Below are 25,725 nucleotides of genomic sequence, written 5' to 3'. Positions count from 1 at the left end.
GTCAGTCGCTGGCCGGCAGTGGCTTGGCTTCCTTGCGATTCAACGGCGTATCGCCGATCGAGAGTGTCCCGGCGCCCGCCTTCGTGACGAGGACTTCCCCTCCACCCTCGTCGACGTAGCGCTTGCCCATCGCGTTGCCGTCCGGACAGCGCCGCGTCGAGGGTGCGTACGACGATGACCTGGGTGTCACACACCTGACTCTGCAAACGGGTGCCGTTCTTGATCATTGGCGAATGAGATTAGGCAACGCCTTCGAGTCGAGCGTGAAGGGGCGTTCCGGCTTCGCCGGTAAGGTCACCGCCATGACGCAGGGGAGCGGTTTTGCCGGGAGGCGTTGCTTTATCACCGGGGCCGCGAGCGGCATCGGGCGCGCGACAGCGCTGAAACTGGCGGCCGCAGGGGCGCAGTTGTTCCTCACCGACCGTGACGCCGACGGCCTGGAGAAAACCGTCGCCGACGCGCGTGCGCTCGGCGCAGAAGTACCCGAACACCGGGCGCTGGACATCTCCGACCACGATGCCGTAACGGCCTTCGCCGCCGACATTCACTCCCGCCATCCCGCCATGGATGTGGTGATGAACATCGCCGGAGTGTCCGCATGGGGCACCGTCGACAAGCTCACCCATCAGCACTGGAAATCGATGATCGACATCAACCTGATGGGTCCGATTCACGTCATCGAGGCGTTTCTGCCGCCGATGGTCGAGGCGCGCCGCGGCGGCCATCTGGTGAACGTGTCCTCGGCCGCCGGACTGGTTGCGCTGCCGTGGCACGCCGCCTACAGCGCGAGCAAGTATGGGCTGCGCGGGCTTTCCGAGGTGCTGCGTTTCGATCTGGCGCGCCACCGCATCGGTGTCTCCGTCGTGGTTCCCGGTGCGGTGAAAACTCCGCTGGTGCAGACGGTTCAGATCGCCGGCGTGGATCGCGAGGATCCCAACGTGCAGAAGTGGACCGACCGATTCGCCGGCCACGCGGTCTCGCCGGAACACGTGGCGGACCGAATCCTGCGAGGAGTGGTCAAGAACCGCTATCTCGTCTACACGTCACCGGACATCCGCGCGCTCTACCTGTTCAAGCGCACCATGTGGTGGCCCTACAGCGTTGCGATGCGACAGGCCAACGTGGTGTTCAGCCGCGCGCTACGACCCAGCCGGCGGTGACTTCTAGCTACCGCTTGATGCCGAGGGCATCGGTCATCGTGAAGAACAGGTCGGTCTGATCGGTCAGCCCGACGACGTTGGCTGCGCGCGGGCCGTAGGCCGCGATGTGCACCTGGGTGCCGGTATGCGTCTGATCCTCGGCGTTGACGTCCCCCGACGTGCCGTAGCTGACTGTCATGTCCGCCCTGTCGTGCGTGGTCAACGTGACCGTCAGCCCCGGGTACATGATGTCGCGGACGCGCTCGATGGGCAGCTTCATGTCCTCGGCGACACCGCGTAGATCGTCTTCGGTGACGGGCTCGACGATCTGGCTGGTATGGCCGTGGTCGGCCGTGGCGATCACCAGCGTGTTGCCGTCCTCTTTGGCGAAGTCGATCGCCTTCTTGACGGCTTGGTCGAACACGACGGTCTCACCGATCTGGCCGCAGGCATCGGCGGCGTGGTCCCGCTTGTCGATCGACGCGCTCTCCACCTGGAGGAAGAAGCCCTTGCTCTCGCCCTTTTGGCTGCCCTTGAGCAGATCGATCGCCTTCTGCGTCATATCGGCCAGTTTCGGGACATCCGGACCATGTTCGGGGTTGTCGGTGCACTGGGCCGCGGGCTGCAGATAACCCTGATGTGTCGCCGGCGGCCCGGCCCAGCTGACCGGCATGTTGCCGTTGGCGAACAGCCCTAGCAGCGGGGCATCCTGGTCGGCCTTGGTGACATTGGCCAATTCGTCTGCGGTGCGGACGATCTGGTAGCCGCGCTCCTTGGCCTGCACCTCGAGTGTCTTGCCGCGGTAGTCACCGCCGGTGGCGGTCTGCGCGAACGTCTCCGCACCGCCGCCCATCGTGACATCGGGGCGGCCCGCCAATAGCTGTTCGGTGACCGAACCCTTTCCGCCCTTCTCCAGCGTCTCACCGGGGCAGCTCTCAGCCATCTCGTCGGGGCCGTAGCAGTCCCGCTCGCTGATGTGAGCGAACAACGCCGCGGGTGTGGCGTCCTGGATCTCCGACGTGGTGATGTCGCCGGTGGCGAGGCCCTGTTCGTTGGCGAGTTCCAGAATCGACTTCTGCGCTTCGCCCTTGATGTTGACACCCAACGCGCCGTTGTAGGTCTTGGTGCCGGTGGACCACCCGGTGCCGCTGGCGGCCGAGTCGGTGACGTAGTCGGGCTTGCCGTCCTTGGTGAGGGCGTAGGTGGTGTACGAACCCGTGAGGGGAAGGGCGTCGATCCCGTCGAAAAAGCCGCCCGCGCCCTTCTCGTAGTTGCGGGCGAGGGTGATCTCCGAATCGCCCATGCCGTCGCCGATCAGCAGGATGATGTTGCGGGCGCCGGAGCCGTTGATCGTGCCGCGGACGGCGTCGGTCTGGTCCCCGCCGAGCCGCTGTGCACCGCCGGTGGCGGACAGTTCGCCCTTCGCCGCGCGACTCAGCAGATCGCCGCTGGACTCTTTCTTTTCATCGCTGCCGCAGCCCGCGAGGACGACGACGGCCGCGGCGCTCACTACGCAGACCGCCTTGAACCCCGAATTCACCGGCATGAATGCTCCTAGCTCGACAGAACAGGCCGAGCGAATTGAACGGCATGCCGGTTAACAAAGATTGGCCGTCAAGGAAATTGACAGCTTTGCTCAGCGCTTGCCCCAGTCCCACGCCGGAGTCGACAACAGCCCCTGGCCCCTGACCTTCGTTTCGCCCCAGTCCTTGTACAGCTCGATCTCGGTCGCGACGTCGCCCGCGTCGTCGATCGGGGCCGCGTCCAGGTAGTCCAGCAGCGCCCGGGAGTGGGTGACGACCACCACCTGAGCCTGCGCTGCCGCCGCCCGGATCAGCCTCGCCAGCGGACGCACCAGGTCCGGGTGCAGCGATGTCTCCGGCTCGTTGAGAACCATCAGCGACGGCGGCTGGGGACTCAGCAGCGCCGCCGCCCAGAGCAGGAAACGCAATGTGCCATCCGATAATTCGGCTGAGCGCAGCGACCGCAACATGCCTTTCTGGCGCAGCTGCAGGTCGAACAGCCCCTCGGTGACGGCCACCGACAGCGTCGCGCCGTCGAACGCCTCGGCGACGGCACGGGACAGGTCGTCGAGGCCCGCCTCGATGATGGTCTGGATCGAGGCCGCGAGATCGCTGCCGTCGTCGGCGAGAACGGGCGTGCGGGTCCCGACTTGCGGATGCCGCGACGGCGCCGCCGCGTCGACACGGAAGCCGTCGTAGAAGCGCCAGCTGCGCAGCCGCTCTCGCACGGCGGCGAGTTCGGGGAGGGCTTGCGGATGCGCATACTCGGCCAGCACGCTGCGGTAGGCCGGCATCGATCGGCTCAATTCGTCGAAACCACGTCCGGATTCCGAGCTGGCTTCGGCGAATTCGCGGGTGCGGCGGATGAGCATCGCGCCCTTCCGCGGCACCGGGCCCGCGAACACCGCTTCGCGTTTGATCTCAGGGTCTCGGGCGAACGCCGATCGCAGGCCGGCGTCCTGGGGAATGCCGAGATCGACCAGGTAGCCGAAATCATCTGAGGCATAACCAAGTTCGAGCGATATCGGACGGGTGCGCGTCGTGCCCTGCGCGACACCGGTCCGGCTCGCGCCCGTGAGATTCTCCGGCCCCGCCCACAGGACCGACTCCAGGCCGCCCTCACGTGCGAGCGATCCGATGACCTCACCGCGGCCACAGTCCGCGAGCAGTCGCAGCGCGCGGTAGACCGACGACTTGCCTGCGCCGTTGGCTCCGGTGATCACGGTGAGCTGACGCAGCGGCAGGATCAGCTCGCGTAACGAGCGATACCCGCGGATGGCGACCGTGTTCAACATTGGGCGAGCGTATTGTGCTGGTCTGACTAGTACCCGCCCGCAGGCGGTGCCAGTTCGAGTCGGACGCCGAGAAGCCGGATGGGCCGGTCGAGTTCGAATTGGTGAAGCAGGTCCAGGGCCGTTGTCGTGATGGGTGTGAGGTCGACGCTGGGGGAGGGCAGTTTGCGCATCTTGGTCCGCGTGTAGAACGTGTTCGTCCGCACCGTCACGGCGACGCGGGCGACCACCCGGTCCTGCGCGACGACCTCGTCGAGAGTCTGCCGCGCGAGCTGGATGACGGCCGAGTCCATTTCCGAGCGTTCGGTCAGGTCGTGGGCGAAGGTGATGACATGACTGCGTGAGCGGGGCACCCACGGCTCGGCGCTGACGTTGGTATCGCCGCCGCCCTTGGCCAGTAACAGGATCCACAGCCCCGTCGTGGGGCCGAAGGTCGACGTCAGCAGGGTGGCATCGGTGGCGGCAAGGTCGGCGACGGTGGCAATGCCCAGTTCGGCAAGCTTTTTGGCCGTCTTGGGACCCACGCCCCACAGCGCATCGACCTGACGGTCCCCCATCACCGCCATCCAATTGTCCTCGGTGAGAACGTAGATGCCTGCGGGCTTGCCGAACCCGGTGGCGACCTTGGCCCGTTGCTTGTTGTCGCTGATGCCGACCGAACACGACAGCCCGGTCTCCGTCGCGACGACCTCACGAATCTGCTCCGCCAGGCCAACGGGGTGGTCGACATCAGCGCCGACATAGGCCTCATCCCAGCCCCACACCTCGACGGGATAGCCGAAGTCCCGCAGCAGACCCATCACCTGTTCGGAGGCGTCGTCGTAGGCGGCGGTGTCCAGTGGCAGGAACGTCGCGTCCGGGCACTTGCGGGCGGCGGTGCGCAGCGCCATCCCGGCGTGCACCCCGAATTCACGCGCCGGATACGACGCGCATGTGACGACCTTCCTGGGTTCGTTCGGGTCGCCGTTGCCGCCGACGATGACGGGCAGGCCGGCCAGCTCGGGGCGGCGGCGTACTTCGACGGCGGCCTGGAACTGGTCGAGGTCGACGTGCAGAATCCACCTGTTCATCGGTGCCGTCTGCTCTTCGCGCGAGCGCTCATCGGTGCCGTCTGCTCTTCGCGCGAGCGCTCATCGGTGCCGTCTGCTCTTCGCGCGAGCGCTCATCGGTGCCGTCTGCTCTTCGCGCGAGCGCTCATCGGCCGCACAGCTTGCGCGCCACACTTTCCCACGCATCGCCGAGGGTTTCGAGTGTCTCGCCGCGCTCGGCCAGCTGGTGGCGCACGTAGTCGGCGTCGAGCAACGCGAGAAGCGCGTTCGCCTGAGCGTCGAGGTCGCCGGTGGTAGCCGCATCCTCGAGCAAGATGCGGACATGGCGACGGTGCAGCATGGAAGGGGCGTTGAACCGCGTCTGCGGGTCGCGGCCGGCGTCGGAGAGCAGAGCCTGATGCGTGTGGACGAACCGCAGGCGCTCACGGCCGTATGCCAGCAGCCTGGCCAGCGGCGGCGCGCCGGGCCCCAGCGGCGGCGGACCGAACAGGAACGCTTGTTGCTGAACCTTTTCGTCCTCGTCGAGCAGCACGATCATCAGCCCCGCGCGGCTGCCGAACCGCCGAAAAAGGGTGCCCTTGCCGACGCCGGCGGCCGCGGCGATGTCATCGGTGGTCACCGCGTCGGCGCCGCGTTCGGCGATGAGCTTGCGTGCGGCGTCCACCAGTAGGGTGCGGTTGCGTGCGGCGTCGCCTCGCTCCTGCGGCGCGTTGTCCGTGACCGGGAGCCCGCGCAGCTCGGGAGTGGAGGTCATGTCCGCAGTTTAGTTCAGCCGAATAAATCGGACCGTGGTCCGATTAGATCGTGCGAAGATCGGTGAGACGACCGAAAGGATCGAAAGGACGCAGCGATGTCGGACATCACGGTGCTGGTACTGCTCGGGAGCCTGCGCGCGGCGTCGGTCAACCGGCAGCTTGCTGAGCTGGCGATCGAAACCGCGCCGGACGGGGTGCGTCTTGTGCTGTTCGAGCGGCTCGGGGAGTTGCCCCTCTACAACGAGGACTTCGACAACGACGACGTCGCCGAGCCCGTCGTCGCCCTGCGTGACGCGGCGTCCGGGGCCAACGCGGCGCTGGTCGTCACCCCCGAGTACAACGGCAGCATTCCCGGTGTCCTGAAGAACGCGATCGACTGGCTGTCCCGGCCGTTCGGCGACAGCGCACTGAAGAACAAGCCCCTGGCGGTGATCGGCGCGTCGCGGGGTCAGTACGGCGGGGTGTGGGCGCACGACGAGACCCGCAAGTCGTTCGGGATCGCCGGGCCACGAATCGTCGAGGACCTCAGGCTGTCGGTGCCCACCAAGGTGCTCGAGGGGAGGCATCCGCGGGAGAACGCGGAGCTCGTCGAGAATCTGCGCAACATCGTCGGCAAGCTGGCCGCCGAGGTCTTCTGACGGCGTCGGCCGGCGACACGGGTAGTACGCGCGCGCGGACCGTGAAGTCGGGTAGTCGACTACGCACGACCCGGGACGGTTGCACGTCGCACCATCTGGAGCATGTGCGGACAACGCGTGGTCACGAGCCTGGTTCGAACGGTGTCATCGCTGCGGCCTGTGCCGGGCACGTCGCCCTCGGCGGACGCCAAGGCGTCACACGCCTGCGCCGGTGCGTCGTGCCCGCCCGGCATGCGGGTTTGCGCCCCCGACAAGTCTCGCTGCTGAATCTACGCCGATAGCCCCCGTTGGTCGTGGCTTCCTATTGCGCAACCGCAGCGCGACGGTCAAAGGCTGTCCATCACCTCGGTGCGCCGAATAAACTCCCAGCTCGAGAGGTCGATTCGGGGCTCCGGCTCGGCCTACGAGCGCAGGGGGTCGACTGGACCGATGGCGACGACCCTGGCCTACACCTCACCGGCCTTCGGCAACCTGTGTCCCATCCTGGCGGTGCTCAGCGAACTGCGTGGGCGCGGCCACCGGATCATCCTGCGGACCCTCGCTGAAGGGGTGCCCATCGGCGCCCGGTTGGCATTCGAGACGTCGGCCATCGACCCGCGGATCGAAGCGGTGGCGATGACCGACTGGATGGCTCCCAACGGGCGCGCCGCGATACGAACGGCGTTCGACGTGTTCGCCAAGAGGGCGGAATACGAAGTCGACGACCTGCGCTCGGCGATCGCATCCACGCATCCTGATGTCGCGATCATCGACGCCACCTGCTGGGAGCGCCGGCTGCGGCGGACGTGGCGGCACTGCCATGGGTGGCCTTCTGGTCGTATCCACCGTTTCTGAAATCCCGGGCGGTGCCGCCCTTCGGCCCGGGCCTGCGCCCGTGGCCCGGTATGCGCGGCCGACTCCGTGATGCAATGTTGCGCCCCTCGTGACGGCCTGATCAAGCAGGCGATGGTCGAGCCGCTGAATCGGATTCACGCGACCCCTGGTGCCAGACCGATCGCGTCGAGCGACGACTTCGTCAGGCGCGCACGGCTCATGCTCGTCGCGAGCGCGGAACCGTTCGAGTATCCCCATCCCGACTGGGGCGATGCGGTGCAGATGATCGGTCCCTGCGAATTCGATCTGCCCTTCGCCGATAGCAGTGACTGGATCGACGACGTCGACCGGCCGATCGTGCTGGTGACGACGTCGTCCGAACGGCAAGGCGACGACGCGTTACCGCTCGCCGCGATGACAGCGCTGAGCGATGAGCCGGTACACGTGGTGGCGACATTCCCGTGCGGAATTCCCGCGCGCATCTCGATTCCCGACAACGCGACCGTGCGCCGTTTCGTCCCGCACGGACTATTGCTCGACCGTGCGGTTTGCTCGGTCACCCACGGCGGAATGGGCGCTACCCAGAAGGCCCTCGCGCGAGGCGTTCCGGTGTGCGTGGTGCCCTTCGGCCGTGACCAGTTCGAGGTGGCCCCGGCGCGTGGAAGTGTCGTGCAGCGGTACGCGGTTGTGCGCCACCAAGCTGACCCCCTCGCGACTGAAATCGAAGGTCGCCGAGGCCATGTCGACGGTCGACGGCGCCCGCCGGGTGGCGGCAGGGTTCGCGGCCTCGGGCGGTGTCGCACGGGGCGCCGATCTATTGGAGCGGCGACTACTCGGCCTGGGGCCGGCGGCAAAGGTCTGAATGATGACCGTGCCGTGCGCGAATTGTGGAATTGCACCGCGCGACGGTGCAAAATTCTGCGACGCCTGCGGATCGGCGATCGCCTCATCTCCGCGTCCTCCAGAGTTCAAGCAGGTCACCGTCCTGTTCGCCGATGTGGTCCGATCGATGGACATGGCCTCGGCATTGGGTACCGAACGCCTGCGTGAAGTGATGAGGGACCTTCTCCACCGGTCGCGGACAGTGGTCGAGCGATACGGCGGCACCGCCGACTTCACGGGCGACGGAATCATGGCGGTATTCGGAGCCCCGATCGCTCTGGAAGACCATGCTTTTCGTGGCTGTCTGGCGGCTCTCGACCTCCAGGAACAGGCGCGGGTCCTGGCTGCCGAAGTGCGCCGCCGCGACGACGTCCAGCTGGAACTGCGGGTCGGTCTCAACTCGGGGCAGGTGATTACCGGTGAGCGGCTTGATTCACCCGACGCGCGTCAGCCGTCGGCGCCTTTGCTGATCATGTCGACGCCGCGGATCGGGCAGCGCGGATTGTCGGTGCCCGGTGATAGACGTGTAGTGAGCCGGCGACACACCCAGAATGTGATGTGCGACACGCTGAGCGGTGAGGTGGCGAAATGCTTACGACCTGGGAATTTCACAAATGTCATTCAGAACATCTGGTATCCGTGCGCAATGTCGGACACTAGGTGTAGTGTTCCGATGCACCGACAGACCCCCACGGTTCTCGGACCTTCCAGGGTCGGCCGGAGCCCAGAAATCCAGCGGTACCGGTTCCCGGACCCCGCGGACGGCGGCCCCGGTCGCCAGGAATTTTGAGGGTCTTCGGGTCGCTGAACTTTTAGCGATGTGCAGTACCAGACAGTTGCCAGTCTCAGTGAAGTGTCAGTTGCAGAGGAGCCGTACCGCCGATGACCGTCACCGTGTACACGAAGCCCGCATGCGTGCAGTGCAACGCCACCTACAAGGCGCTGGACAAGCAAGGCATCGCATACGAAAAGGTCGACATCAGCTTGGACAGCGAGGCCCGTGACTACGTCATGGCGCTCGGTTATCTGCAGGCGCCCGTGGTGGTGGCCGGCAATGACCACTGGTCCGGTTTCCGGCCCGACCGAATCAAGTCACTGACCGGCGCATTCGAAGGTGCAGCGGTCACGGCGTAAGGGGTATCCGAAGCGCAGGAAGGAGAAGCAGTTGATGACAAACCTCGTCTACTTCTCCAGCGTGTCGGAGAACACGCACCGCTTCGTCGAGAAGCTGGGCCTGCCCGCCACCCGGATTCCGCTGCACGGACGCATCGAGGTCGACAACCCCTTCGTGTTGGTGCTGCCCACCTACGGCGGTGGGCGCGCCACACCGGACATCAACGACGGTGGCTATGTCCCCAAACAAGTCATCGCGTTCTTGAACAACGAACACAACCGAGCGTTGATCCGCGGCGTCATCGCCGCGGGCAACAACAACTTCGGTGCCGAGTTCGCCTACGCGGGCAATGTGGTGTCCCGCAAGTGTGGCGTTCCGTACCTGTACCGCTTCGAACTCATGGGAACCCCGGACGACGTGGAAGCCGTCCGTGCGGGCCTCGCCGACTTCTGGAAGGACCAGACGTGCCACCAACCGTCACAGCTGCAGAGCCTGTAACCCCCGCCGCGCCGGGCGCACTTCCCGGCGAGACGGACTACCACGCTCTCAACGCGATGCTGAATCTGTACGACGCCGACGGCAAGATCCAGTTCGACAAAGATCGCGAGGCGGCGCACCAGTACTTCCGCGAGCACGTCAACCAGAACACCGTGTTCTTCCACGATCAGGACGAGAAACTCGACTACCTGATCAAGGAGAACTACTACGAGCGCGAGGTGCTCGATCAGTACTCGCGCAACTTCGTCAAGAGCCTCATCGACCGGGCGTACGCGAAGAAGTTCCGCTTCCCGACCTTCCTGGGCGCGTTCAAGTACTACACGTCCTACACGCTGAAAACCTTCGACGGCAAGCGCTATCTCGAGCGCTTCGAGGACCGCGTCTGCATGGTGGCGCTGACGCTGGCCGCCGGCGACACCATGCTCGCCGAGAAGCTCGTCGACGAGATCATCGACGGCCGCTTCCAGCCGGCCACCCCGACGTTCCTCAACTCGGGCAAGAAGCAGCGCGGCGAACCCGTGTCCTGCTTCCTGTTGCGCATCGAGGACAACATGGAGTCCATCGGGCGCTCGATCAACTCGGCGCTGCAGCTGTCCAAGCGCGGCGGGGGAGTTGCCTTGCTGCTCTCCAACATTCGCGAGCACGGCGCTCCGATCAAGAACATCGAGAACCAAAGCTCCGGCGTCATCCCGATCATGAAGCTGCTGGAGGACTCGTTCTCCTACGCCAATCAGCTGGGGGCCCGCCAGGGTGCCGGCGCGGTGTACCTGCAGGCCCACCACCCGGACATCTACCGGTTCCTCGACACCAAGCGCGAAAACGCCGACGAGAAGATCCGGATCAAGACGCTCTCGCTCGGCGTGGTGATCCCGGACATCACCTTCGAGCTCGCCAAGAAGAACGAGGACATGTACCTGTTCTCGCCGTATGACGTCGAGCGCGTGTACGGCGTGCCGTTCGCCGACATCTCGATCACCGAGAAGTACTACGAGATGGTCGACGACGCGCGGATCCGCAAGACGAAGATCAAGGCACGCGAGTTCTTCCAGACGCTGGCCGAGCTTCAGTTCGAGTCCGGTTACCCGTACATCATGTACGAGGACACGGTGAACCGGTCGAACCCCATCGAGGGCAAGATCACCCATTCCAACCTGTGCTCGGAGATCCTGCAGGTTTCGACGCCGTCGGTGTTCAACGAAGATCTGACCTACGCCCAAGTGGGCAAGGACATCTCGTGCAATCTGGGTTCGCTCAACATCGCCAAGACGATGGATTCGCCGGACTTCGCACAGACCATCGAGGTGGCAATCCGGGGGTTGACCGCCGTGTCCGATCAAACGCACATCTGGTCGGTGCCCTCGATCGAGCAGGGCAACAACGACTCGCACGCCATCGGGCTCGGACAGATGAACCTGCACGGGTATCTGGCGCGGGAGCGGATCTTCTACGGCTCCGAAGAGGGTGTGGACTTCACCAACATCTACTTCTATACGGTGCTCTATCACGCGCTGCGGGCGTCGAACCGCATTGCGATCGAACGTGGCTCGCACTTCAAGGGCTTCGAGAAGTCCAAGTATGCATCGGGGGAGTTCTTCGACAAGTACACCGAGCAGGCGTGGGAGCCGGCGACCGACAAGGTGCGCCAGTTGTTCGCCGACGCCGACATTCGCATCCCGACGCAAGAGGACTGGGTGCGGCTCAAGGAGTCGGTGCAGCAGCACGGCATCTACAACCAGAACCTGCAGGCGGTTCCGCCGACGGGCTCGATCAGCTACATCAACCATTCGACATCCTCGATCCACCCGATCGCGTCGAAGGTGGAGATCCGCAAGGAAGGCAAGATCGGGCGCGTGTACTACCCGGCGCCATACATGACCAACGACAACCTCGAGTATTACGAGGACGCGTACGAGATCGGCTACGAAAAGGTCATTGACACCTACGCCGCGGCGACGCAGCACGTGGATCAGGGGTTGAGTCTGACGCTGTTCTTCAAGGACTCCGCCACCACGCGCGACGTCAACAAGGCGCAGATCTACGCGTGGCGCAAGGGAATCAAGACGCTGTACTACATCCGGCTGCGTCAGATGGCGTTGGAGGGCACCGAGGTCGAGGGCTGCGTCAGCTGCATGCTGTAGAACGCGCACGCCGCGTGTGGACGTGATGCACGCGGAGGCGGGGAGACGTGCGCTAAGTCCACACGCGGGCTAGCGCAGCGTCGCGACTTGGAGGTCGGGCAGTCGCGTCAGCACGGGCCGCTTCGGGGGAACGCGGGGGCCGGGATCGGCTTTCTCCAGCTTCACCTCGTGGTCGATCCAGCATTCGCCGGTCTTCTCGTCAAAGGTCCCGCCGTAGAAGACGCAGCAGACCCCGAACTCGGTGGGGTCCGGGTGCTCGGCGGCGCATTCCCAGAAGTCCGGGCTCACCGGCGCAGCGTCGGCATTGGCGGCGAATCCGATCGCCAGACCGGCGGTCATCGCAACTGTTGAGACAAATCGTTTGGTGTTCATGGCGCCAAGCCTGCGGTGCCGTCGCGCTCACTGAAACGGGGCACACACCCCTGAGCTGGGCTGACGGGTAGGGCGTCGGCCGTAGACCGGTTATAGGGGCTTAGGGGCTCGGCCGTGTAGATGTGGTGTCTGAGAGCGCGCTGTGTAGGCACTCGGCGAGATGTGACCGCCATCACCAGCCGGACGGAGGCATGACGTGAGCGCGTCATTCTTCAGCCAGATCCCTCCAGGGACTTCAGGAGAGCAGGCGATGACCTGCCCACAGCCGATGTCGAGTACCGCGACTACCCGGAGAGGGCAGGTCTACATCGGCCTCGCATGGCTGTGGGTGGCGGTACCGTTCGCCTACGGCGTCTTCGAGCTGCTGCTCAAGGTCAAGCAACTGCTCCAGTGACCCACGGGTCCCGAACGGCCACTTATGGTTCGGCGATTCACTTGTAGGTGTGCTGCGGACCCTGGGCCTTCTTGTACAACGCCTTGAGCATCCGGTCGCGGAAGAAGCCGTTGTCGATGAACTTGATCCCGGTGTTCGCCACTGCGGGGATGCCCGCCAGCTTGTGGAAGTAGCGGCCGCGCCGGTACTCCTTGCCCCAGGCGGCTTCCATCCGCAACGCATAGTTCGTGAAGTCGTCGGGCCCGCCGTTCTGCAGCGCGGCGATCGCGCACTCACCGGCGGCGAGCCCCGATTCCAGCGCCTTGGAGATGCCCGCACCGGAGGCGGGCTTGCCCGCTCCCAACGAGTCGCCCGTGAACAGCACACCGGGCCGCCACGGCGGCCACGCGGTGAAGCCCATCGGCAGTCGCCACGCCCGCACACTCTTGTTCTTCTTCAGTTCCTCGATCGCGGGCAGTTCCCAGTCCGGTGGCAGCGTCTTGAGAAACTCGCCGAGGAACTGGGTGGCATTGATCGACTGCCAGTTCTTGTAGCTGTTGACGTATCCCAGCCCGATGTTGAAAACACCGTTGCCCATCGGGAACACCCAGCCGTACCCCGGCAGCTGATCGCCCTGGAACGCCAGCTTCAGATAGATGTCCAAGGAATCGGAATCGGCTCTGTTGGCATGCATCTCGGAACGAATCGCGATCGCCGAGTAGCCGTTGTACTCCGAGTCGAGCTTCAGCGCCCGCTTGATGGGGGAGTACGCGCCATCGGCGGCGATGACCGCATCGGCGGACACCTTCTCGCCGCTCTTCAGCGTCACGCCGACGACGCGACCCGTGGCATCGAGTTCGGGACCGGTCACCTCGGCGCCCTGGCGTACTTCGGCGCCCGCCGATTCGGCGTGCTTGAGCAGGACAGTGTCGAGGTGGGTGCGGCTGACCGTATGACCGTGGTCGGGCATGCCCGGGCGTTTGGGGAACGACAGCTCCCACTGGCTCGGGCTGAAGACGGTGACGCGGTTGACGCGGTGGAAGGTCGACACCTCATCGGCCAGGCCCATCTTCTGCAGATAGCTGACCGCCCGCGCGGTCAGGCCGTCACCGCACGGCTTGTCGCGCGGGAACTCGGCCTTGTCCAGGACCACTACCTTCGCGCCGGTTTGGGCGGCCTGCCATGCTGCGGCCGAACCCGAGGGGCCGCCACCGGCGATGACCAGGTCGTATCGCTGCGTCATAGCTCTCGTCTCATTGATTGGCTGTCGCAGAGATAGTACCCAAGCCGGCAATGGCCATCCCATTACGGGATTTGCCTGGCCACGGGAGGATAACCCGCGGTTCTCGGCACGGTCTGACCAGGTCAGGGGTATCCGGGCGGGTACAGTGGGCGGGTGCGAGGAGTGTCCGGGTCACGTTCCCGTAATGAATCGGGCGTCAAAGTGGATGCGCGCAGCGAACGCTGGCGTGAGCACCGTAAGAAGGTGCGCTCGGAGATTGTCGACGCTGCTTTCCGCGCCATCGACCGCCTCGGACCCAATGTGAGCGTGCGAGAGATCGCCGAGGAAGCCGGCACCGCGAAGCCCAAGATCTACCGTCATTTCGCCGACAAGTCCGACATGTTCGCCGAGATCGGGGAACGGATGCGCGACATGTTGTGGGCGGCGATCATCCCGTCGATCAATGTGGAGAAGGACTCCGCGCGCCAGATCGTCGGTCGCGGAGTCGAGCACTATGTCGAGCTGGTCGACCAACACCCGAACGTCGTACGGTTCCTGCTCCAGGGCCGGTTCGCCGACCAGTCAGCGGCGGCGATGACGACGGTCAACAAGGGGCGCGACATCACACTGGCGATCGCCCAGATGATGAGCACCGAACTCGAGGACATGGCGCTGGACCCGGCGGCCTTCGAGCTGGCGGCCTTCGCGATCTTCGGAACAGCGGCGTCGGCGACCGACTGGTGGCTGGGTGCTGATGACGACAGCCCGCGCCGGATGCCGGCCGACCAGTTCATCAGGCACATGACGACGATCATGATGGGCGCCATCAACGGCACTGCCGAACTGCTGAGCGTCAAGATCGACGCCGATCAGCCGATCCACACCGCAGTTCGACAGCAGCCCGTCGCCTGAGCAGAACCATCGATTTGAGGCAGACGCCTCAAGTGGCGAGATCGCATCGCGCGCGACCATCGGCGCATGACAAAACACCACATCCCACAAGACGCCGTTGCGGCCGTGATGGCCAACCCGATGCTGCCCCCCGGCGATGACGAACGGTTCGTCGGGTTCGGAATCATGGGCCTTCCGTTCTCCAACGGGCATTACCTGGCGCTGCGCCAGCTTCCTGCGACCACCTTTGGACCGCCGTACCTTTCGGTGTGGCATCGCGACCCGTCATGTAACTGGACGTTCTATGCGACGACCCCCGGACCGCAGAGCTGCGCTCGTTATTTCAGCTCGGCGACCACCAATGACGCGGTTCAGTGCGATATCGCCGTCAGCTGGCTCGGCCCGTGGTCAGTCCACATCACGATCCCTGGAACGCTGCACTGGACGGTCGGTCTGCAGGCTTCCACGGCTACTCGGTTGATGAGCACGATCGGCGACCGGTTGTCACAGTCGGCGTGGACGGACCCGAAAAGCCTCAAGCGATTGAGCCGGGTGGCCACGCGAACGCTCGGTGTCGATGACGTCCGGCTGACGGGCCGCGCACCCAACGGGCAGTGCTACACGATCGCCCCGAACCAGTTGTGGCTTGTCGCCGAGTCGCGTGCGGTTCTGCGCGGCCGCGACCTCGGTCCGAGCGGGCCGCTGCTCCGGCAAGCGCGCCTCGGCGATTTTCGCATGCCGCAGCGCGGGATTGGAATGGTCGGATCCGGTCACTTCGAGTCCTTCGACCCTGCCGTCCATCGGTCCCCGGAACGGGCCCATACCTTCGCGTAAGCGGCACCTGCCGCGACCTCGTACCGGCAATTACCGTGGGCCACATCGGATGAGGAATGGAAGGACGACGACCAACACGGTCGCTGTCGACAGGACAATCTGAGCGACCATCAGGGAGTGGACCGTGTCGGCGTGATCCCTGTTCGCCGCGGCGACCCGCTTGTATCTGGGATAAAGCCTGTCTTGGGGCATTTCGATCTCGTCGAACTCGAGCTGGCCCTTGCGTTTGGTGGAAACCACCCAGACGGTGAGGCCGATGGTAACGAGCATCAGTCCAAGCGCGAGATAATGCCACCACTGCGGTTCTCCCGCGAAGCCGCCCGCGGTCACGAATGCAGCGGCGATTCCGGCCGAGAACGGGGTGACGAGTTTGGCCGTGCCTACTATGTGTCGCGAGTGGTGTTCTTCTTGGTCGAGCCGATTCATTCGCTCGCGATGAACCGTCGAACCTTCATCCATCGGACTTCCCCCATCGTCGCCTGGTAGGGCAGATAATGCTCCCACCTGCAACCGCGGTGTAGGGAACCGACGACTTCGCGGCCGACGTTGACAGCGGGGTTCCTCGATCGGACACTGGCCTCAATACCCGGTACCGGCGTTCCCAGGAAAGGACGAACATGACGCTTGCGGAGCAGGCTGCCGACACGGACATGCAGCAGCCCGTGCACACCCGCGCGCTCATCATCGGAACGGGCTTCTCGGGCCTCGGCATGGGCATCGAGCTTCAGCGGGCGGGCGTCGACTTCCTGATACTGGAGAAGGCCGGAGAGATAGGCGGCACCTGGCGCGACAACACCTATCCGGGGTGCGCCTGCGACATCCCGGCGCACATGTACTCGTTCTCCTTCGAGCCGAAACCGGACTGGCAGCATATGTGGGCGTTCCAGCCGGAAATCTTCGACTACCTCAAGGGCGTGACCGACAAATACGGGCTGCGCCGCTACATCCACTTCAACTCCCATGTGGACCGCGCGCACTGGGACGACGACGAGTTGCGTTGGCATGTGTTCACTTCCGACGGCCGCGAGTTCGTCGCGCAATTCGTGGTGTCCGGCGTCGGCGGGCTGCACATCCCGCTGATCCCGGAGTTCGAGGGGCTCGACGAATACCGGGATGCCGGAGGCGCCGCTTTCCATTCCGCGCAGTGGGACCACAGCGTCGACCTGACCGGCAAGCGAGTCGCGGTCATCGGCACCGGTGCCAGCGCGATCCAGATCGTGCCCGAGATCGTCAACGACGTCGCCGCCCTCCAGCTCTACCAGCGCACGCCGGCCTGGGTGATGCCCCGCCCCAACAACCCGATCTCGGAGCGGATGCGCGAAGTGTTCACCAACGTCCCGGGCACCCGTGCGTTGATGCGCGCGGGGATCTACTGGATTCACGAGGCCGTCGGCTTCGCGATGACCCGGCAGCCGCGGCTGCTGAAAATCGCTGAGCTGCTGGGGAAGTGGAACATCCGGCGATCGATCAAGGATCCCGAATTGCGTCGCAAGCTCACCCCGAACTACCGCGCCGGCTGCAAGCGCATCCTCAACTCCGACACCTATTACAAGGGCATCGCGAATTCCAAGACCGAGGTTGTCACGGAGGGAATCGTCCGGTTCACGCCGCACGGGATCGCGACCGCCGACGGGGCCGAGCGGGCAGTCGACGTGGTGGTGTTCGCCACCGGCTTCCACGTGACGGACTCCTTCACCTATGTCGACATCAAAGGTCCAGGAGGCGAAGACCTCGTCGACCGCTGGAAACGTGATGGCGTGTCCGCCCTGCGTGGGATCACCGTCGCCGACATGCCGAACCTGTTCTTCCTGCTCGGCCCCAACACCGCGCTCGGGCACAACTCGGTGGTGTTCATGATCGAGTCGCAGATCCGGTATGCGGCGCACGCCATCGCCGCGGTGGAACGGGCGGGAGCCCAGGCGCTGGCGCCGACGCGCGCCGCGGCCGACTCCTACAACGACGAGTTGCAGAGTGAGCTCGCGGGCACCGTGTGGAATACCGGAGGTTGCCGCAGCTGGTACCTCGACGAGCACGGGGTCAACCGGGCGCTGTGGAGTGGGATGACCTGGCAGTACTGGCTGGCCACCCGCAAGTTCCGGGCGTCGGAGTACCGTTTTCTCGGCGATGAGCCGCTTACGCGAAGAGCAGAAAGAACGGCTGGCTCGACAAAGTAAGACGACACGCCAACACAAGGTGTTGTGCTACGGCGTGATGTCGCACCCCAGGGGTAGTGTCGGCCTAGCCGTTGCGGCAAACCTACTTCTGCGGCGAAATGGGGTTGTGGTGTCTGAGGGAATGAAGCTGATCGACCGAGTTTCGGCGATCAACTGGAACCGCCTGCAGGACGAGAAGGACGCCGAGGTCTGGGAGCGGCTCACGGGCAATTTCTGGTTGCCGGAGAAGGTTCCGGTGTCCAACGACATCCCTTCATGGAACACGTTGACCGCCCACGAGAAGCAGTTGACGATGCGGGTGTTCACCGGCCTCACGCTGCTGGACACCATCCAGGGCACCGTCGGCGCCGTCAGCCTGATCCCTGACGCGTTGACCCCGCACGAAGAAGCGGTCTACACCAACATCGCGTTCATGGAGTCGGTGCACGCGCGCAGCTACAGCAACATCTTCTCGACGCTGTGCTCCACCGCCGAGATCGACGACGCGTTCCGCTGGTCGGAGGAGAACCCCAACCTCCAGCGCAAGGCCGAGATCGTCATGCAGTACTACAAGGGCGACGAGCCGCTCAAGCGGAAGGTCGCCTCCACCCTGCTGGAGAGCTTTCTGTTCTACTCCGGCTTCTACCTGCCGATGTACTGGTCCAGTCGCGCGAAGCTGACCAACACGGCCGACATGATCCGGTTGATCATCCGCGACGAGGCTGTGCACGGCTACTACATCGGTTACAAGTACCAGAAGGGTCTGGCGCTGGTGGACGAGGCGCGCAAGGCCGAGCTCAAGGACTACACCTACGAGTTGCTGTTCGAGCTCTACGACAACGAGGTCGAGTACACCCAAGACCTCTACGACGAGGTCGGGCTCACCGAGGACGTCAAGAAGTTCCTGCGGTACAACGCCAACAAGGCGCTGATGAATCTCGGCTACGAGGCGCTGTTCCCGCGCGACGAGACCGACGTGAACCCCGCGATCCTGTCGGCGCTGTCACCGAACGCCGATGAGAATCACGACTTCTTCTCGGGCTCGGGCTCGTCGTATGTGATTGGCAAGGCCGTCAACACCGAAGACGAGGACTGGGACTTCTGATCTATGCGGGTCAGGATGTGATCCGGCCGTCGCAGGTGTATGAGACCAAGCAGGGCAAGTGATCCCGCGTTCGGTACCGCTAGCCCGCCTGCATGCTGCGGCTTGGTCCTCAGATATGGCTCACCGTGGCGCAACTCCGCCCACGGACACACCTCGCCGTCGTCGTCGATCAATGCGCCATGCTTTAGCGTGCGGTCGGCCAAGACCCGTAAAAACGCTGGCCGTACCTGCACGATCTGCTCGACCTGTTCCGGCACCGTCCGCGGACCCATTCCGCAAGCCGGTTGTCGTCGATTGCCCGAAATTCGCGTTTACGTCCGCACATGGTGACGGTGCCGATCTTGTATCCCGCGAGCAGCGCCGCCTGGCGATCCCCCGCCATCATGTCGCCGAGTTCGGCCTTCGCCTCGTCTTCCCACTTGCCTACCTGACCGGGAATCCATTTGCACACGGCCTCATTTCGACGATGCCGGCGCGGTGGATCTTTGCATTCAGACATCTGATGTCCCGCGCGATTAAGGCACGTCCGTAGGAATCGACAGGCAAATCGCAGGGCTGGATTGACTTTGGATAGCTCCTCAGCAGCCTACGTACTCGTGGCCCTGCGCACGCCGGTGTCGTCCGGCGTGTCAACGGGAGCGCGAAGGTCAACCGCGTGGCCCTGGAGCCCGGATGGCGTGCCTGCGCCCTCCGACTGCTCGATGTCGTCAAGCTGTCTGTCGAGGTCCGTCAGTTCGATTGCCAGACGCCGCAACTGATGTGCAACGGTCGCGCGACGCTGCGCAAGCAGCGCCCGGCGCTCGTCGCGGCCCATGTCGTGTGCATGTGTCTGCATGATGGTTGCTCCTGTGGTTCATTGGCTGGGGACGGTGCCTAATGGCGCAGCCAGGCGATAAACCGATCAACTGACGGGGATCGGCCCCGCAGGGGGCGGGATGGTTTTATTGGTGAACCGCCACGAGGGGCTCGTCGGCGTAGTCTTCGTGGTGTGTTTGGCTGGCATTGTCGAGGTCAGCGGCGTAATGAGTCCGCGCGATGTGTTCGCCATCCCGGCCTTCGCTGACGACGATGTACACGTCACGCATCGCACGCGGGTCGAACCGTGATCAGCACTTCTCGGTCCCGGCGGCGACGAAGCCGCTCGCGGGGGTGGTCTGGGCCGCAGCGGGCGCGACCGGGTTGGTGCTGTCACCGGCATGGGGCTGCTTCACGCGTTTCTCCTGGGTGTGGTCCGCTGGATATGCCCGTAAGGACAGGAAACCAAAGGCAATTATATCAATAAAACGGCAATCGTTTCCTTAAATGCTGTTTCGCTCTTCAGGAAGACTGCAAGCCCCCAGCGGAGACGGAGACCCCGCGCCGCAGACGGTGGTACGTGCTCACGACCCGGTAGCGGCGACACCTACCGCATCAAACGGGTGGAAGTGGCAGGCGTGCATAAGAAACGATTCCGCTAGTTCGCGACAAGTGGAAGTAAACGGCCACAGCGCCTCGAAATTGCCGCCTGGTGCGCCGTGATGCCTGCATGGATTCGCGCGCCCTGGAACGGCTCCCTCATACCCGCTACGGGGTGCGGCGGGGTACACCCGCTGTCCGGAGGGGATGCTTTCCCCATTGAGACGAGGACCCTAGCGGCCCCTCGCTAGTAGGCGAGCGAACGGCAGCAGCATCAGGAACTCGACGATCAAGACGACCGTGATCATCACTATGACCTTCGCGTCATCGAAGTTCTGCCCGGCGACCACGAATGCAGCGGCGGCGTTTCTCTGCGCCGTCCCCAAAGCCAGCACCCCCCGGGTGCTCCTTTCGGGTCCTCCAAAGAGCCACCCGATACCGACGCAGACCACCGTGTAGACAACGGCGGCCAAGACACCGTAGGTACCGAATACCGACAGGACACTCTTGAAGTGGCCAGCCGTGGTCAACACCACCACCAGGATCATGCTGATGTTGGAGATCCACCCAACCGTGGGTCGGATGCTGCTGGCCGCGCCCGGGCGGTGAGCCCGGAGCAGGAGACCAACAGTCAGCGGGATGAGCATCAGCACGATGAGCGACCGCGCAATCTTGAGCGGGTTGACCGTGATTCCCTCGAGTAAGAAGGGCAGCGCGAGGGGTAGGTAGCCCACGGTGACGACCATGAGCAGCACCATCAGGCCCACAGCGAAGGCCAGATCAGCCTTGGCGAACTCCGCGAGCTTGATCAGAAACGGCGCGCCCGCCGCCAACCCGCACAGCAGCAGGCCGATCCCCAGCGGCTCGTCGAGATCGAGTACCCGCCACAGCCCGACCGCCACCAGGGGCGCCAGGACGAAGTTCGCCGCGAGGGACAGCGCGACCAGACGGGCGTTCTTGAGTGGGGCCAGGATCTGGCCGACGGTCAGACTCAGGCCGACACCGAGCGTGCTCGACACCACGAAGACGACGACGGCCACACTCGAGCCCCGGATCAGCAGGTCGGTCAGCGCCATCGTTGCCGCCCTTCGTCACTTCACTGCGTAGAGGTCAGTCGGCCGGCGGCGCGCTGGGTGCGCTCGACATTGCCAACAGTCTGCTTCGCGCCCAATCCAACGTGACCAGAGACGCCTTGGTGCCCTCGCTCGTTGCGGCACGTTGAGACGACCTTATTCTCACGCGTACGACGCCGATGCGATTTGCCGCGCCGTTGCTTCGAACAGTTCCGGCGCCCAGTACCACCGCCGCAGTGGAAGACGCCTTGAGGGCGGAGACCGGTCACGGCGACGACACCACGATCGGAACCGAACAGTACTGGTTAGGACTACGTTCGCGATCATGACAGTCGAACTGACGCAAGATGTCTCCCGCAGGCTCGAGTCGGATCGTTACCTGTGGTTGACCACCGTGGCGAGATCCGGCCAGCCTGTGCCCCGGCTCGTGTGGTTCTTATTCGACGGCAAGGATGTGACGGTGTATTCGATGCCCAAAGCCGCGAAGATCGCGTATATCAAGGCCGGTCGGGGCCGATTCGCTCGCGGACGGGCAATATCAGGCCAAGTAACACGATTACGCCGCCAGCATCGGGATGGGCGACGAGTATCTCGCCGCGTTCAGCACGCGGTTGAAGATCAGCGTCGACAAGGTGTGGTCAACGCCCTCTGCTAGGTAGCCACTGTCCCAGTGGGAAGCCTCCCGCCATAGCCTCACCGCTGTCGCGCCACCGTCGCCAATCCTCGGCATCGTTCTCCTCGATGGTGCCGGGGTGAGCGAACTTCTCTCGAAATCTGATCCGGGTCAGGACGTGCCAGATCTCGCCACGCTGACAGCGGACCAGGTCGGGGTTCTCCGCCGTGGGCTAGTGGTCTGGATGGTGACCTAGATCGCGGTGGCGGCCCTGACGGTCGCGCGGCGAGTACGACGCCGGAAACTGCCCACGCCCCGATACCAATGCCTGCGAGGTGCCGCTTCATCCGCGTTACGTAATTGCCGGACATTGAACAATTTCACGTCGCCGACGTGAAAGCATCCCCGATCGAAACGTTTCGGCTGCGTAGGGACAGACATGGTTCGGCACGGTACAGCTGTTGCGGCGGCATTGATCGTCTTGATCGCGCTTCCATCGGCTGCCCGGGCGGCGACCGACGCCGGCCAATTGGTCGGCTCGCAGTCCGGGAAGATCCTCTGTCTGGTCAGCGCAGACAATGTGTCTCTCGGCGGAGGGCCCATCGTGGCGTGCCAGCAGTTCGACGAGACCAGCACGCGCTTCACGTATGACGCCACCGGTCATGGCATGTCCGTCAGTCCGGCCTACATCCGCTCCTTCTGACCTCGACTGACGACGGGTCGAACCCGACTAGCTGGTCGCGACCAGGAGTTCCTCGGTGGTGAACGGCCGCAGGCCGTCGGTTCTGTCGGCGAAGTAGCGCCGCGCGTAGTCGGCGGCTGAGACGTGCCGCGCCCCGGTGAAGCCGGCCTCGCGTGCCATGGCGAGGACGTCGTCCGGGCCGTAATAGCTGATGAACGGCGTGCCCGAAGTGCGGGCGGCCGCATCGGTCGCCTGGTGCATCGCCTTCTCGTCGGCCGCGACGAGCTCCAGTGGCTGCAGGAACGTCATCGCGAATGTCGAACCCGGTGCGAGCGTGGCCATCTGGCGCATCGTGACCGCCGTTGTCTCCTCGGTGAGGTACATCGAGACGCCGAGCGACGCCACCACCGCCGGTGCGCTGGTGTCAAATCCGTTGTTCACCAGCTGCTCCCACCACGACTGGTCCTCGAAGTCGACCGGAACGAAACGCTGACCCGGGGGGATGCCGAAGCCGAGGTCGATCAGACGCTGACGTTTCCAGGCCTGCGGGCCAGGCTGGTCGACTTCGAATACCGTGATGCATGAGGCGATGTCAGGCCTCCGTTGCACGAACGTGTCCAAACCCGCGCCCAGCAGAACATACTGCGCAACGCCACCTTCTGCCCGTTCGGCAACAAGGTCTTCGATGAAGCGCGCACGCGCCACGATCGAAGCGCGCACACCCGGCGTGGCGTACTCGTTCATGTCGGGACGCCGGCGCCAATCGGGACCCGGCTCGGCCAGCAGCAGGCCGAGGCGGTCGTCGATGACGTGTGGGGCCGCGTCGATCTCGGTGTGCAGGGCGCGCCAGAGCGCCGTGCGGACCGCGGTGCTGTCGGGCGCGAGATCGGCGCCGGTCACTGTCCGGCTTTTTTCGGCGCCTGAAGCTTCCATTCGCGACCGTCCGGGTCGCGCACCGTCATCAACCGTGTGCCCCAATGGGTGTCCTCCCACGGGGTGACGACCTCGACGGGCGCCGCGGGCTCGAACGCGTCGGCGTCGGCCACTGCCAGGACGGTGTGCCGTCGCGTCGGCGCGGTTTCGGGCACCTCGGAGATGAACAGATAGGGGCCGTCGCCGCGGCGGAGTTGCCCGGAGTTGTGGTCGGTCTCGAACACCACCTCATAACCCAGGGCGCGGAAGAACTTGGCCGACTTGCCCCAATTGTGGGTTTCCAGGAATACGGCCTCGATGCCGTCGGTCGTCATATCAGCTCTCCTCCTTCGTTCGCTTGTCGTGGACATCGAGGTAAGCCCTCAGCGCATCGGCGACCAGTGCCGACAGCGAGGATTCCGTCTCGATCGCGTGGTGCTTGAGCTGCCTGATCAGGCCGATCGGCAGGTACACGTTGAACTGCTTGACGTCCTCGTCGCCCACGATCCCGATGCTAGCATGCTAGCAAACAAGGTTTACCGGCGGTGGGGACGCGAAAGCCCCCCGGCGCGCCGGGGGGCTTTCGGACTCGAGATCAACTAGACGGACTCCTCGGTGCGTTCGTGTGCGTCCTCCATCACCGTGCGGCCGATCGCGGCGTAAGTGACCGGCTTGGCGGCGCGCAGCCAGATCGCATAGGCCAGGCCGATCACGAACACCCCCAGAATCAGATACGGGGCGATCTTGAACACGTCCGATTTAGCCGCCAGTCCCGCGGCGAACTCCCGGTTGTCCCACAGCAGCCACACCACGTACAGCATCGCCAGTCCGCCGATCAGCGGGCAGATCAGGGTGGTGATCACGTTGCCGCAGTGCGTCTTTCGTACCCAGAAGTACCAGATCACCGCCGCTGAGCAGATGGCCTGCACCAGCAGGATTGCGGCAGTGCCGATCAACGCCAGGAGGCCGTAGATGTTGGTGTAGGGCACCAGAGCCGGGGTGTCGACGGGGTTACCGTTTGCGTCGGGCACCTGAACGGCCGTGAAGACGGCGAACAGCAGCACGATCACGAGCGTGATCACACTCTGGATCGCCGAGGCGATGTAGGGGGAGCCGTGCTTCGGGTGCGCGGCGCCGATCGTGGATTGCACTTTTCCCGAAGGGATTTCGCGACCCAGTGCAAAGATGTATCGGGACGCGGCGTTGTGGAACGCCATCGCGCAGGCGAATGATCCGATGACGAGCAGGACCTTGTAGACGTCGAGCAGGACGCTACCCAGTTTGGCGTCGACCAGGTTGAAGAACAGGTCCAGTGGCGAGGCGCTGATCGACGCCTCGACCGAGGTCTTGGCGCCGTTGCCGGCCAACACCATCGCCGAGATGAACGTGTAGAAGAGGCCGAGTCCGATCACCGCGATCAGGGTGGCCCGCGGAATGATCTTCTTCGGGTTGCGGGACTCCTCGCCGTAGACGGCGGTGGTCTCGAAGCCAACCCAGGACCAGAACGCGAAGAACAAGCCGATCGCCATCGATCCGGCCGCCGCGGCAGTGCCGAATGCACCCGCAGGCAGCGATTCGAAGGCGTTGTTGAGCAGCACGGTCTGGTTCAGCATGAAGCCGTCGGGGCCGCCGCCGGAGAAGATGACCGCGAACGCGAGCGCCAACAGGATGAGCACCTCACACGTCAGCGTGACGCTGAGAATGGCGGCGGTGACGCTGATGTGGAAATGACACAGCACCCCGATGGCGACGGTGGCGCCGATCGCGAACACCAGCCAGGGCATGTTCACCTTGAGGATGGTGTTCACCGCGTCGTTCGCGAAGTAGGCGCAGCCGCCGATCAGCGAACCCTCGAACACCACATAGGCGAACGTTGCGAGCATCCCGCTTGCCATTCCCCAGATCTGGCCGAGGCCGTGGGAGATGAATCCGTAGAACGCGCCCGTGGTGGTGATGTGCTTGGCCATCGCGACGTAACCGAGCGCGAACAGGGTGAGAATGATCGTCGCGAACAAGAAGCCGGCCGGGGCACCAAGGCCGTTGCCGAATCCGACGGCGATCGGCACGTTGCCGGTCATCGCGGTGATCGGTGCGGCGTTGGCGACGGCCATGAAGATGACGGCGACGATTCCGATGGCACCCTTCTTGAGGCCGGTCGGGGAGGCCGTCGTCGTCTGGCCTTCGGGGGCTGCGGAATCAGTGGTCACCGCGGGTCTCCTGCTTCGGATTTGAGTGCATGAGCGGTCCGCGCCGTTGCAG

25 protein-coding genes and 3 pseudogenes are annotated in these 25,725 nt (G+C 64.6%); 14 read left to right on the top strand and 14 right to left on the bottom strand.

Annotated features, from left to right (window positions below; all coding sequences use genetic code 11):
* Nucleotide 1: 1 nt before the first annotated feature.
* Nucleotides 2-227: pseudogene (locus tag ACVWWN_RS29760) on the bottom strand (hypothetical protein).
* Between the two features lie 75 nt (nucleotides 228-302).
* Here ACVWWN_RS29760 and ACVWWN_RS29755 point away from each other — a divergent pair.
* The gene (locus ACVWWN_RS29755; protein WP_457149332.1) at nucleotides 303-1,160 is read left to right on the top strand and encodes an SDR family oxidoreductase; all 858 of its coding nucleotides are present in this window, start codon (nucleotides 303-305) and stop codon (nucleotides 1,158-1,160) included.
* 7 nt (nucleotides 1,161-1,167) lie between these two features.
* On the opposite strand, the gene phoA is transcribed toward ACVWWN_RS29755, so the two are convergent.
* From phoA to ACVWWN_RS29735, 4 genes are all read right to left on the bottom strand, one after another.
* Nucleotides 1,168-2,685 carry an alkaline phosphatase gene (phoA, locus tag ACVWWN_RS29750; RefSeq protein ID WP_457147073.1) on the bottom strand — a complete coding sequence of 506 codons (1,518 nt, stop codon included), beginning with the start codon at nucleotides 2,683-2,685 and terminating at the stop codon, nucleotides 1,168-1,170.
* Nucleotides 2,686-2,775: 90 nt separating this feature from the next.
* On the bottom strand, nucleotides 2,776-3,957 hold the full coding sequence (locus tag ACVWWN_RS29745; protein WP_457147072.1) for an AAA family ATPase: 1,182 nt from the start codon (nucleotides 3,955-3,957) through the stop codon (nucleotides 2,776-2,778).
* A 26-nt stretch (nucleotides 3,958-3,983) separates the two neighbouring features.
* The gene (locus ACVWWN_RS29740) at nucleotides 3,984-5,024 is read right to left on the bottom strand and encodes a DNA polymerase IV (RefSeq protein WP_457147071.1); all 1,041 of its coding nucleotides are present in this window, start codon (nucleotides 5,022-5,024) and stop codon (nucleotides 3,984-3,986) included.
* 124 nt (nucleotides 5,025-5,148) lie between these two features.
* Entirely contained in the window at nucleotides 5,149-5,757 is a 609-nt protein-coding gene (locus ACVWWN_RS29735) for a helix-turn-helix domain-containing protein (RefSeq protein ID WP_457147070.1), read from the bottom strand.
* Between the two features lie 96 nt (nucleotides 5,758-5,853).
* On the opposite strand from ACVWWN_RS29735, the gene ACVWWN_RS29730 reads away from it, so the two are divergent.
* The 6 genes and pseudogenes from ACVWWN_RS29730 (at nucleotide 5,854) to nrdE (ending at nucleotide 11,841) form a co-directional block, all read left to right on the top strand.
* Nucleotides 5,854-6,396: an NADPH-dependent FMN reductase gene (locus tag ACVWWN_RS29730; protein WP_457147069.1), complete on the top strand. Its 543-nt coding sequence runs from the start codon at nucleotides 5,854-5,856 to the stop codon at nucleotides 6,394-6,396.
* Between the two features lie 429 nt (nucleotides 6,397-6,825).
* Nucleotides 6,826-8,071 (top strand): annotated as a pseudogene (locus ACVWWN_RS29725) (nucleotide disphospho-sugar-binding domain-containing protein).
* Between the two features lie 3 nt (nucleotides 8,072-8,074).
* Nucleotides 8,075-8,515, top strand: a pseudogene (locus tag ACVWWN_RS29720) (adenylate/guanylate cyclase domain-containing protein); the annotation flags it as partial.
* Between the two features lie 458 nt (nucleotides 8,516-8,973).
* The gene (locus ACVWWN_RS29715; protein ID WP_457147068.1) at nucleotides 8,974-9,225 is read left to right on the top strand and encodes a redoxin NrdH; all 252 of its coding nucleotides are present in this window, start codon (nucleotides 8,974-8,976) and stop codon (nucleotides 9,223-9,225) included.
* Nucleotides 9,226-9,259: 34 nt separating this feature from the next.
* The gene (nrdI, locus tag ACVWWN_RS29710) at nucleotides 9,260-9,703 is read left to right on the top strand and encodes a class Ib ribonucleoside-diphosphate reductase assembly flavoprotein NrdI (protein WP_457147067.1); all 444 of its coding nucleotides are present in this window, start codon (nucleotides 9,260-9,262) and stop codon (nucleotides 9,701-9,703) included.
* Nucleotides 9,670-11,841, top strand: coding sequence for a class 1b ribonucleoside-diphosphate reductase subunit alpha (nrdE, locus tag ACVWWN_RS29705; protein WP_457147066.1), 2,172 nt, complete (start codon nucleotides 9,670-9,672; stop codon nucleotides 11,839-11,841). Before nrdI ends, nrdE begins: the two co-directional genes overlap by 34 nt.
* Nucleotides 11,842-11,910: 69 nt before the next feature.
* Here the strand turns inward: nrdE and ACVWWN_RS29700 are convergent, their stop codons facing one another.
* The gene (locus ACVWWN_RS29700) at nucleotides 11,911-12,213 is read right to left on the bottom strand and encodes a hypothetical protein (RefSeq protein ID WP_457147065.1); all 303 of its coding nucleotides are present in this window, start codon (nucleotides 12,211-12,213) and stop codon (nucleotides 11,911-11,913) included.
* A gap of 250 nt (nucleotides 12,214-12,463) precedes the next feature.
* On the opposite strand from ACVWWN_RS29700, the gene ACVWWN_RS29695 reads away from it, so the two are divergent.
* Entirely contained in the window at nucleotides 12,464-12,607 is a 144-nt protein-coding gene (locus tag ACVWWN_RS29695) for an MFS transporter small subunit (protein WP_457147064.1), read from the top strand.
* Nucleotides 12,608-12,644: 37 nt separating this feature from the next.
* Here the strand turns inward: ACVWWN_RS29695 and ACVWWN_RS29690 are convergent, their stop codons facing one another.
* Entirely contained in the window at nucleotides 12,645-13,829 is a 1,185-nt protein-coding gene (locus tag ACVWWN_RS29690) for a geranylgeranyl reductase family protein (RefSeq protein WP_457147063.1), read from the bottom strand.
* Between the two features lie 153 nt (nucleotides 13,830-13,982).
* Here ACVWWN_RS29690 and ACVWWN_RS29685 point away from each other — a divergent pair, with 153 nt between their 5' ends.
* From ACVWWN_RS29685 to nrdF, 5 genes are all read left to right on the top strand, one after another.
* A complete protein-coding gene (locus ACVWWN_RS29685) occupies nucleotides 13,983-14,720 on the top strand; it encodes a TetR/AcrR family transcriptional regulator (protein ID WP_457147062.1) in 738 nt (245 codons plus the stop codon).
* Nucleotides 14,721-14,786: 66 nt separating this feature from the next.
* Entirely contained in the window at nucleotides 14,787-15,533 is a 747-nt protein-coding gene (locus ACVWWN_RS29680) for a hypothetical protein (RefSeq protein ID WP_457147061.1), read from the top strand.
* Nucleotides 15,534-15,650: 117 nt separating this feature from the next.
* Nucleotides 15,651-16,019, top strand: a complete 369-nt coding sequence (locus ACVWWN_RS29675) for a hypothetical protein (RefSeq protein ID WP_457147060.1) — start codon at nucleotides 15,651-15,653, stop codon at nucleotides 16,017-16,019.
* 131 nt (nucleotides 16,020-16,150) lie between these two features.
* Nucleotides 16,151-17,707 (top strand): flavin-containing monooxygenase, encoded by a 1,557-nt coding sequence (locus tag ACVWWN_RS29670; protein WP_457147059.1) that lies wholly within the window; start codon nucleotides 16,151-16,153, stop codon nucleotides 17,705-17,707.
* A gap of 121 nt (nucleotides 17,708-17,828) precedes the next feature.
* Nucleotides 17,829-18,791: a class 1b ribonucleoside-diphosphate reductase subunit beta gene (nrdF, locus tag ACVWWN_RS29665; protein ID WP_457149331.1), complete on the top strand. Its 963-nt coding sequence runs from the start codon at nucleotides 17,829-17,831 to the stop codon at nucleotides 18,789-18,791.
* A 586-nt stretch (nucleotides 18,792-19,377) separates the two neighbouring features.
* On the opposite strand, the gene ACVWWN_RS29660 is transcribed toward nrdF, so the two are convergent.
* From ACVWWN_RS29660 to ACVWWN_RS29650, 3 genes are all read right to left on the bottom strand, one after another.
* A complete protein-coding gene (locus tag ACVWWN_RS29660; RefSeq protein ID WP_457147058.1) occupies nucleotides 19,378-19,626 on the bottom strand; it encodes a hypothetical protein in 249 nt (82 codons plus the stop codon).
* Nucleotides 19,627-20,419: 793 nt separating this feature from the next.
* The gene (locus tag ACVWWN_RS29655; protein ID WP_457147057.1) at nucleotides 20,420-21,262 is read right to left on the bottom strand and encodes a bile acid:sodium symporter family protein; all 843 of its coding nucleotides are present in this window, start codon (nucleotides 21,260-21,262) and stop codon (nucleotides 20,420-20,422) included.
* A 553-nt stretch (nucleotides 21,263-21,815) separates the two neighbouring features.
* Complete coding sequence (locus ACVWWN_RS29650) at nucleotides 21,816-21,989, bottom strand: hypothetical protein (RefSeq protein WP_457147056.1); 174 nt, start codon at nucleotides 21,987-21,989, stop codon at nucleotides 21,816-21,818.
* A 322-nt stretch (nucleotides 21,990-22,311) separates the two neighbouring features.
* Here ACVWWN_RS29650 and ACVWWN_RS29645 point away from each other — a divergent pair, with 322 nt between their 5' ends.
* The gene (locus tag ACVWWN_RS29645) at nucleotides 22,312-22,575 is read left to right on the top strand and encodes a hypothetical protein (RefSeq protein ID WP_457147055.1); all 264 of its coding nucleotides are present in this window, start codon (nucleotides 22,312-22,314) and stop codon (nucleotides 22,573-22,575) included.
* A 27-nt stretch (nucleotides 22,576-22,602) separates the two neighbouring features.
* Here the strand turns inward: ACVWWN_RS29645 and ACVWWN_RS29640 are convergent, their stop codons facing one another.
* The 4 genes from ACVWWN_RS29640 to ACVWWN_RS29625 form a co-directional block, all read right to left on the bottom strand.
* Nucleotides 22,603-23,454 (bottom strand): class I SAM-dependent methyltransferase, encoded by an 852-nt coding sequence (locus ACVWWN_RS29640; RefSeq protein ID WP_457147054.1) that lies wholly within the window; start codon nucleotides 23,452-23,454, stop codon nucleotides 22,603-22,605.
* Entirely contained in the window at nucleotides 23,451-23,801 is a 351-nt protein-coding gene (locus ACVWWN_RS29635; RefSeq protein WP_457147053.1) for a VOC family protein, read from the bottom strand. The genes ACVWWN_RS29640 and ACVWWN_RS29635 overlap by 4 nt, the downstream gene beginning before the upstream one ends.
* Before the next feature lies 1 nt (nucleotide 23,802).
* The gene (locus ACVWWN_RS29630; RefSeq protein WP_457147052.1) at nucleotides 23,803-23,970 is read right to left on the bottom strand and encodes a ribbon-helix-helix protein, CopG family; all 168 of its coding nucleotides are present in this window, start codon (nucleotides 23,968-23,970) and stop codon (nucleotides 23,803-23,805) included.
* Between the two features lie 95 nt (nucleotides 23,971-24,065).
* Nucleotides 24,066-25,673, bottom strand: a complete 1,608-nt coding sequence (locus tag ACVWWN_RS29625; protein WP_457147051.1) for an APC family permease — start codon at nucleotides 25,671-25,673, stop codon at nucleotides 24,066-24,068.
* Nucleotides 25,674-25,725 lie beyond the last annotated feature (52 nt).

Source organism: Mycobacterium sp. URHB0021 (assembly GCF_054057895.1).
Note: the sequence above shows the minus strand (reverse complement) of the source record. Positions and strands in the feature narration are given on the sequence as shown.

Coding starts and splice junctions, on each gene's coding strand:
- ACVWWN_RS29645 (WP_457147055.1), top strand. CDS start 22,312: ATGGTTCGGCACGGTACAGCTGTTGCGGCGGCATTGATCGTCTTGATC.
- ACVWWN_RS29745 (WP_457147072.1), bottom strand. CDS start 3,957: ATGTTGAACACGGTCGCCATCCGCGGGTATCGCTCGTTACGCGAGCTG.
- ACVWWN_RS29680 (WP_457147061.1), top strand. CDS start 14,787: ATGACAAAACACCACATCCCACAAGACGCCGTTGCGGCCGTGATGGCC.
- ACVWWN_RS29690 (WP_457147063.1), bottom strand. CDS start 13,829: ATGACGCAGCGATACGACCTGGTCATCGCCGGTGGCGGCCCCTCGGGT.
- ACVWWN_RS29730 (WP_457147069.1), top strand. CDS start 5,854: ATGTCGGACATCACGGTGCTGGTACTGCTCGGGAGCCTGCGCGCGGCG.
- ACVWWN_RS29735 (WP_457147070.1), bottom strand. CDS start 5,757: ATGACCTCCACTCCCGAGCTGCGCGGGCTCCCGGTCACGGACAACGCG.
- ACVWWN_RS29715 (WP_457147068.1), top strand. CDS start 8,974: ATGACCGTCACCGTGTACACGAAGCCCGCATGCGTGCAGTGCAACGCC.
- ACVWWN_RS29700 (WP_457147065.1), bottom strand. CDS start 12,213: ATGAACACCAAACGATTTGTCTCAACAGTTGCGATGACCGCCGGTCTG.
- ACVWWN_RS29650 (WP_457147056.1), bottom strand. CDS start 21,989: ATGCCGAGGATTGGCGACGGTGGCGCGACAGCGGTGAGGCTATGGCGG.
- phoA (WP_457147073.1), bottom strand. CDS start 2,685: ATGCCGGTGAATTCGGGGTTCAAGGCGGTCTGCGTAGTGAGCGCCGCG.
- nrdF (WP_457149331.1), top strand. CDS start 17,829: ATGAAGCTGATCGACCGAGTTTCGGCGATCAACTGGAACCGCCTGCAG.
- ACVWWN_RS29670 (WP_457147059.1), top strand. CDS start 16,151: ATGACGCTTGCGGAGCAGGCTGCCGACACGGACATGCAGCAGCCCGTG.
- ACVWWN_RS29740 (WP_457147071.1), bottom strand. CDS start 5,024: ATGAACAGGTGGATTCTGCACGTCGACCTCGACCAGTTCCAGGCCGCC.
- nrdI (WP_457147067.1), top strand. CDS start 9,260: ATGACAAACCTCGTCTACTTCTCCAGCGTGTCGGAGAACACGCACCGC.
- ACVWWN_RS29755 (WP_457149332.1), top strand. CDS start 303: ATGACGCAGGGGAGCGGTTTTGCCGGGAGGCGTTGCTTTATCACCGGG.
- ACVWWN_RS29660 (WP_457147058.1), bottom strand. CDS start 19,626: ATGCAGACACATGCACACGACATGGGCCGCGACGAGCGCCGGGCGCTG.
- ACVWWN_RS29655 (WP_457147057.1), bottom strand. CDS start 21,262: ATGGCGCTGACCGACCTGCTGATCCGGGGCTCGAGTGTGGCCGTCGTC.
- ACVWWN_RS29635 (WP_457147053.1), bottom strand. CDS start 23,801: ATGACGACCGACGGCATCGAGGCCGTATTCCTGGAAACCCACAATTGG.
- ACVWWN_RS29695 (WP_457147064.1), top strand. CDS start 12,464: ATGACCTGCCCACAGCCGATGTCGAGTACCGCGACTACCCGGAGAGGG.